Below are 4,654 nucleotides of genomic sequence, written 5' to 3'. Positions count from 1 at the left end.
TTTGCACCTTAAATGCTTTTGAGTTCTTCATATTGGTTTAAAAATGTAACATTCGTAAACCGGTTGTCATCTAATTGCTTTTTTAGATTAATTTTTAAAAGCGTTGGTCAAACTATGGATATGATCGTTAAGGCAAAAAAGAAGGTGATATTGATGAACAGCCAAAGCAAGTTCAAAATCGGTTTATTGCTTATTGGAAGTCTGCTGGCCGCGCTCAGCTTTCACCTGGAGGCCCTGGCCGAAAAGCCGGCTAAAGTTCAAATCCAGCTTGAAAAGGTTTATCTGGACGGGGACGTTGGAATCGAAAATAAAGTAGAGGCCGCTCGAACACTGGAAGACTTTAAAGCTGCTTATAAAGGGTGGCAGCTCATCGATCAGAAAAAGGGGTTTATTCTGTTTCGCAAACAGGTGGACGATATTTCTCCCCTCAGCAAAACAAACGGTTATATCGGAGTGACGGAAGACGGCGTGATTTCGACTTTTCACGGCCGCCCGGGCATATTATCAGAGCCGATTCAATCGTTTTTTCAGATTGATATAAAGCGCCTGGAAAGCCGGATGGCGGATGATTTGCGCAAAGGGATCCCATACCGCACGAAAAAGGAATTTGAACATGTCATTGAAGCCGTAAAATCATCCGGAAGCCAACATCATGTAAAAGATATGAAGACATGACGCTGTTATGTCTTTTTTCAGCTGCAGACAGAAGCCATTTTTAGCGAACATATGTTAACTTTTTGATTCTAGCTTTGCCTGTTTTGTGTTACAATGAAGAGCAGTCAAAGAGGTGAATGAACGTTGATCGAATTCGTAAAAGGGACGATTGATTATGTATCGCCCCAATATATTGTCATTGAAAACGGCGGGATCGGCTATCAGATCTTTACGCCAAATCCGTTTATTTATAAGAAAAACAGCAACGAAACAATCTATACATACCATTATGTAAGCGAAGATACGAATGCGCTGTACGGCTTTTCGACAAGGGAAGAAAAAATGCTGTTTACGAAAATGCTGAATGTTACGGGAATCGGCCCGAAAGGAGCGCTTGCGATCCTCGCTTCCGGCGATCCGGGAGCGGTGATTGAAGCGATCGAGAATGAGGATGAAGCGTTTCTCGTCAAGTTCCCCGGCGTAGGCAAAAAAACGGCAAGGCAGATCATTCTTGATCTGATAGGGAAGCTCGCGGACGCCGTTCCTGAAATCGCGGCCGATCTGTTTAACCATGAAGAGCGGGAGCAAATTCATGAAGCGGAAACGGCTCTTGAGGAGGCGCTTGAAGCATTAAGAGCGCTCGGCTATTCCGACCGGGAAATTAAAAAAGTCCAGCCTCATTTGAAAAAGGAAGAGGCGCTTTCGACGGATCAATACGTTAAAAAAGCATTGCAAAAATTGTTAAAGTAAGGTGATATCATGGATGAGCGGCTTGTATCAAGTGAACTAGACAACCATGAATCAGCGATCGAGCAAAGTCTGCGTCCGCAAAGACTGGCTCAGTATATCGGCCAGGAAAAAGTGAAAGACAACCTCAAGGTATTCATTGAAGCTGCGAAAATGCGGGAAGAAACGCTTGACCATGTCTTGTTGTACGGGCCGCCGGGATTGGGAAAAACGACGCTCGCTGCGATCATCGCCAACGAAATGGGAGTCAATCTCAGAACGACGTCAGGTCCGGCGATCGAGCGCCCCGGCGATTTGGCGGCGATATTAACGGCTCTGGAGCCAGGTGACGTTTTATTTATTGACGAGATCCACCGTCTGCACCGTTCGATCGAAGAGGTGCTGTATCCTGCGATGGAAGATTTCTGCCTTGATATCGTGATCGGCAAAGGGCCGTCGGCGCGTTCTGTGAGGCTCGATCTTCCTCCTTTTACCCTTGTCGGCGCGACCACAAGGGTCGGGCTTTTAACCGCGCCTCTCAGGGACAGGTTCGGCGTTCTGTCAAGGCTTGAGTATTACACGCGTGACGAGCTTTCAGACATCGTGATCAGAACGGCGGAGCTGTTTGAGGTTGACATCGATTCGCTCTCGGCTCTCGAAATCGCGAGACGGTCAAGAGGGACGCCGCGGATTGCCAACAGGCTTTTGAGGAGGGTCAGAGATTTTGCCCAGGTGCTTGGAAACAGCTCCATCACGGAGGAAGTGGCGGTGGATGCGCTGGAACGCCTCCAGGTTGATAAACTCGGGCTTGATCATATCGACCGCAAGCTTTTAATGGGCATGATCGAAAAATTTGGCGGCGGTCCAGTCGGCATCGATACGATTTCGGCTACCATCGGTGAGGAGTCTCACACGATCGAGGATGTGTATGAGCCGTATCTTCTTCAAATCGGTTTTATTCAAAGAACGCCGCGGGGGCGCATCGTAACCCCTGATGTATACAGCCACTTTAAAATGGAGGTTCCGAACCGTGACTGAATTTCCAAAGATTTTAATGGTGCTGGGCGCCGTCATTTTTGGCATCGGTTTATTCATGCAAGTCATCGGCAGGCTCCCCGGCGATATTTTTGTAAAAAAGGGAAACGTGACATTTTTCTTTCCGGTTGTTACATGCATTGTCATCAGCATCATTCTGTCCGTGGTGTTTTCGTTTTTCGGACGAATGAAATGACGCGACATTCAAGTCTATAGATAGAGTAAGGTGAAAAAAGATGAAAGTAGAATTATTCGATTTTGACTTGCCTGAACGCCTTATCGCACAGGTTCCTTTAAAAGAGCGGGATGCGTCCAGGCTGATGGTGCTGGATAAAAAAACAGGAGAAATCACTCACAGCACGTTTAAGCACGTGATTGATTTTCTGAACGCGGGCGATTGCATCGTGTTGAATGATACGAGGGTGCTACCGGCCCGCTTGTACGGAGTCAAGGAAGAGACGGGCGCAAAGGTTGAAGTTCTTCTGTTAAAACAGGAGGAAGGGGACGTATGGGAAACGCTTGTCAAGCCCGCAAAGCGGGTCAAGCGCGGAACCGTTCTTTCGTTTGGAGACGGCCGTCTAACGGCGGTCTGCACAGAAGAGCTCGAGCACGGCGGAAGAAAAATTGAATTCCGCTATGAAGGAATTTTTTACGAGGTGCTCGAATCGCTCGGCGAAATGCCTCTGCCTCCTTATATTAAAGAACAGCTCGATGACAGAGAGCGCTATCAGACGGTTTACTCAAAGAAACAAGGATCGGCGGCTGCGCCGACGGCCGGGCTGCATTTTACGGAAGAGATTCTGGATGCGCTCAGGAAAAAAGGCGTGCATATTGCGTTTATTACCCTTCACGTCGGGCTCGGGACATTCCGGCCTGTCAGTGCGGAAAATGTAGAGGAACACGATATGCATGCCGAGTTTTATGAAATGTCGGAAGAAACGGCAGCATTGTTAAACCGCGTCAGACAGGAAGGCGGAAAAATCATTTCCGTCGGCACGACATCGACGAGGACGCTTGAGACCATCGCTTCCGAACATGACGGCCGCTTCCGGGAAGCGAGAGGCTGGACATCGATTTTTATTTATCCAGGCTACACATTCCGGGCGATTGACGGGATGATTACCAATTTTCATCTTCCGAAATCGTCCCTCATTATGCTTGTCAGCGCGCTCGCAGGCAGAGAGCATGTGCTTTCTGCCTACCGCACCGCAGTGGAACACGAATACCGCTTCTTCAGCTTCGGAGATGCCATGTTGATCAAATAAAATTCAAAAAGATTGGAGGGCTCATAATTTGTCGCAGCAACCGATACGCTATGAGTTCATAAAAGCATGTAAACAAACAGGAGCAAGACTGGGGAGAGTGCACACCCCGCACGGCTCATTTGAAACGCCGGTGTTTATGCCCGTAGGAACGCTCGCCACCGTTAAAACGATGGCGCCGGAAGAGCTGAAAGAAATGGGTGCAGGCATTATTTTAAGCAATACGTACCACCTTTGGCTGAGACCGGGCCATGACATCGTCAAAGAGGCGGGGGGCCTTCATCAGTTTATGAATTGGGACCGCGCCATTTTGACGGATTCAGGCGGCTTTCAGGTGTTTTCCCTGAGCGAGTTCCGCAAAATCGAAGAGGAAGGCGTTCATTTCCGCAATCATTTAAACGGAGACAAGCTGTTTTTATCTCCTGAAAAAGCGATGGACATCCAAAACGCCCTCGGATCAGATATTATGATGGCGTTTGACGAATGCCCGCCGTACCCGGCAGAGTACGATTATATGAAGAGGTCTGTTGAACGGACGAGCCGCTGGGCGGAAAGGTGCCTGAAAGCTCACAAACGCCCTGACGAGCAAGGGCTTTTCGGAATCGTTCAAGGCGGAGAGTACGAAAACTTGAGAAAACAAAGTGCGAAAGACTTGATTTCACTGGATTTTCCGGGATATGCTATAGGTGGACTATCCGTCGGAGAGCCGAAAGACGTGATGAACCGTGTGCTGGAGTTTACAACTCCGCTGCTTCCTGCGGATAAACCGCGCTATTTAATGGGGGTCGGCTCACCGGACTCTCTGATTGACGGAGCCATCCGCGGAGTGGATATGTTCGATTGCGTGCTGCCGACAAGGATAGCGAGAAACGGTACGCTCATGACGAGCGAAGGGCGTCTCGTCGTGAAAAATGCCAAATATGAAAGAGATTTCAGACCGATCGACGAGCAGTGCGACTGCTATACGTGCCGCAATT

At 48.6% G+C, this 4,654-nt stretch carries 5 protein-coding genes and 1 pseudogene; all 6 read left to right on the top strand.

Annotated elements, in window-relative coordinates; genetic code table 11:
* The first annotated feature begins 153 nt into the window (after positions 1 to 153).
* Complete coding sequence (locus tag C1T29_RS17645) at positions 154 to 675, top strand: intercompartmental signaling factor BofC (RefSeq protein WP_023855400.1); 522 nt, start codon at positions 154 to 156, stop codon at positions 673 to 675.
* A gap of 123 nt (positions 676 to 798) precedes the next feature.
* Positions 799 to 1,404: a Holliday junction branch migration protein RuvA gene (gene ruvA / locus C1T29_RS17640; RefSeq protein WP_208945502.1), complete on the top strand. Its 606-nt coding sequence runs from the start codon at positions 799 to 801 to the stop codon at positions 1,402 to 1,404.
* Positions 1,405 to 1,413: 9 nt separating this feature from the next.
* The gene (gene ruvB / locus C1T29_RS17635) at positions 1,414 to 2,418 is read left to right on the top strand and encodes a Holliday junction branch migration DNA helicase RuvB (protein WP_023855398.1); all 1,005 of its coding nucleotides are present in this window, start codon (positions 1,414 to 1,416) and stop codon (positions 2,416 to 2,418) included.
* A complete protein-coding gene (locus C1T29_RS17630; protein WP_003183984.1) occupies positions 2,411 to 2,611 on the top strand; it encodes a DUF2905 domain-containing protein in 201 nt (66 codons plus the stop codon). The genes ruvB and C1T29_RS17630 overlap by 8 nt, the downstream gene beginning before the upstream one ends.
* Before the next feature lie 40 nt (positions 2,612 to 2,651).
* On the top strand, positions 2,652 to 3,680 hold the full coding sequence (gene queA, locus C1T29_RS17625) for a tRNA preQ1(34) S-adenosylmethionine ribosyltransferase-isomerase QueA (RefSeq protein WP_020452420.1): 1,029 nt from the start codon (positions 2,652 to 2,654) through the stop codon (positions 3,678 to 3,680).
* Positions 3,681 to 3,708: 28 nt separating this feature from the next.
* Positions 3,709 to 4,654, top strand: a pseudogene (gene tgt / locus C1T29_RS17620) (tRNA guanosine(34) transglycosylase Tgt); the annotation flags it as partial.

The organism is Bacillus sp. MBGLi79, assembly GCF_002953915.1.
The sequence above is the reverse complement of the archived record's forward strand: the minus strand, read 5'-3'. Positions and strand labels throughout refer to the sequence as shown.

Coding starts and splice junctions, on each gene's coding strand:
- C1T29_RS17645 (WP_023855400.1), top strand. CDS start 154: ATGAACAGCCAAAGCAAGTTCAAAATCGGTTTATTGCTTATTGGAAGT.
- ruvB (WP_023855398.1), top strand. CDS start 1,414: ATGGATGAGCGGCTTGTATCAAGTGAACTAGACAACCATGAATCAGCG.
- queA (WP_020452420.1), top strand. CDS start 2,652: ATGAAAGTAGAATTATTCGATTTTGACTTGCCTGAACGCCTTATCGCA.